Consider the following 2,256-nt stretch of genomic DNA (forward strand, 5'->3'; position numbering starts at 1 on the left):
CCCAAGACTCTGGAGAAGAGCCCTGCGGCCATCCTGGATCCCCGCGTTTGAGAGATTCTTTGGACAACCTCACCCCCGTCCCCTCTCCCAGAGGGAGAGGGGAGCTAGGAAATAACGTAACGAGCCGTTTCATTTTTGAAATGACTCTATAGGTTGTCAGGGGGTGGCGCATCCGCAAGTTGAAATCGAGAGACAGCTTGCAGAACTGACCCATCTGCCCAAGTTTTTTGTAGAGTGACGGCAGTGAGCCGGCTCCGGCATTGGGCCCGCCGGGTGGCGGTGTAAAGGCAGCGTCAAATTCAAAGGTTAAGCATGCAAACCATCCCTGTCGTCAAGTCCGCCATGCAACGGGTGAAGTCCATGATGCAGAAATCGCTGCGGTCTGTTCCCATCTCTCACCGTCCCAAGTCTCTGTTGATATCCCAGGGACGGAGTTTAATTAAGCTGAGCAGCCTGCTGGCCTTGCCCTTGCTGGTCTCGGCATGGCCCGCTTGGGCCTTGACCTTGGTGGCCCGTCCGGATCTACGCAGCCTCAAACGGGCACAAGTCATTCGGGTGGTCGATTACAACACCCTGGTTGTCCAGCTCGAAGGGGACTTGAATTTGCGGCTGGTGCAACTGATCGGGATTGCTCCTCTGCCGGCAGAGCTCAATCCTACGTGGACGAAGCTGCGCGGGCAAACCCCTCTGCCCATCTCCAATGCTGGTCAATACCTGCAGACGGCTTTGCTGGGGCGCGAGGTTTTCTTGGAGTTGGATCCCGCTCTGGCCCCCACCCCCACCCTGCCTGCCTACGTTTGGCGGGCCAATACCCTCATCAACCAGGAAATGCTGTTTTTGGGGCATGGCCTACTGTCGCCGCAAACCAATGGCCTCAAGTACGGCGTCATTCTCAAAGAGGCAGCCAATGCGGCAAGGCAACAGGGGCGCGGCTATTGGACGCCCTATGGCCCTCGCTAGAGGGAAGCCAAAGACAGGTCCAGAGCCGCCTGGCCCTTGGGGATGGCTCTCAACTTCAACAAACAGTTTCAACGGCTCTTCGGGAGAGGCGCTCCACCCCAGATCCCGTCCAAAAGGCGGGAGCGAGCCGTTCTCTCGAGATTGCTCACCTTTTGTATTTTCTTAGTATTTAGCCTGCTTATATATGATGATCTCAGGCGGGCTTTCGATCCTGGGCTGCCGAGTTCGCTGGGTTGGAAGGGATCCCGCTGGGTGATTTGGAGTTCCCTATGGCGGATGAACTGCCGTTTACCCTGGATCAGCTCCTCATCGTTCAGGCGATTGCGCAGCAGGGGAGTTTTCGGCGGGCTGCGGAGAGCCTGTTTGTCTCCCAGCCAGCGGTCAGCTTGCAGGTGCAGAACCTGGAGCGACAGTTGGGAGTGGTGTTGTTTGACCGCGGCGGGCGCAAGGTGGAGCTGACGGATGCGGGGCAGGTGTTGCTGCACTACAGCGAGCGCATCCTCAAGCTCTGCCGGGAAGCGGTTCAAGCTCTGGCCAATTTGCAAGAGATGGGAGGGGGGCACTTGGTTTTGGGGGCCAGCCAAACGGTGGGCACCTACGTCATGCCCTCTTTGATCGCGCAGTATCACCGCAGCTATCCCCAGATTTCGGTGCAGCTCTTGGTGCAATCCACACGGCGAATTGCCCAGAAGCTGGTGGAGGGTCGGCTGGATCTGGCCATTGTCGGCGGGGAGATCCCCTTTGACTTACAGCGGCATTTGAAGGTGATTGCTCTGGCGGAAGACGAATACGTGTTGGTCGGCGCCCCCAGCTGTGCCCTCGATGCTCCCGCCCTTGTGGATCTGTTGACTTTGCCCTTCATTACCCTGGATCCCCAGTCTTCCACGCGGCAGACCATCGACCGGGTGCTGAATCGCCACGGCATCAACCCGGGCCAGCTAAATGTACGGCTGGAACTCAGCTCGATTGAGGCAATCAAGAATGCCGTCCAGGCTGGCTTGGGGGTGGCTTTTTTGTCGATGGTGGCGGTGGGCTCCGACTTGGAGCAAGGGCGGCTGAAAAAGCTGGCGGTGGAAGGGCTGCAGATACGGCGCACCCTTTGGCTGGCGTTTAACCCGGAGCGCTATCAATCGCAGGCGGCCACCCGCTTTCGCGAGGGGCTGCTGAGCTGCCAAGACTGGCTGAAAACTCCCCCTCCTCACTTACAGTTGCTCGCTTGAGTGACATCCTCTCCCGCTAAGCCCTGACGGGCTGTAGACGGGAGCTTCCGAGAATCACTTCTCGGAGTTGCTGCTT

At 58.6% G+C, this 2,256-nt stretch carries 2 protein-coding genes; both read left to right on the top strand.

Translation table 11 applies throughout. The annotated features are described in order from the left end of the window. Positions 1 to 312 precede the first annotated feature (312 nt). Positions 313 to 960 carry a thermonuclease family protein gene (locus tag NW809_RS12105; protein ID WP_011431214.1) on the top strand — a complete coding sequence of 216 codons (648 nt, stop codon included), beginning with the start codon at positions 313 to 315 and terminating at the stop codon, positions 958 to 960. 269 nt (positions 961 to 1,229) lie between these two features. Beyond that, a complete protein-coding gene (locus tag NW809_RS12110; protein ID WP_011431213.1) occupies positions 1,230 to 2,180 on the top strand; it encodes a LysR substrate-binding domain-containing protein in 951 nt (316 codons plus the stop codon). Positions 2,181 to 2,256 lie beyond the last annotated feature (76 nt).

The sequence above is a fragment of the Synechococcus sp. WC101 genome, from assembly GCF_047461555.1.
GTDB lineage: Bacteria > Cyanobacteriota > Cyanobacteriia > Thermostichales > Thermostichaceae > Thermostichus.

Excerpts from the sequence above, each read along its gene's own strand:
- NW809_RS12110 (WP_011431213.1), top strand. The coding sequence starts at position 1,230 with ATGGCGGATGAACTGCCGTTTACCCTGGATCAGCTCCTCATCGTTCAG.
- NW809_RS12105 (WP_011431214.1), top strand. The coding sequence starts at position 313 with ATGCAAACCATCCCTGTCGTCAAGTCCGCCATGCAACGGGTGAAGTCC.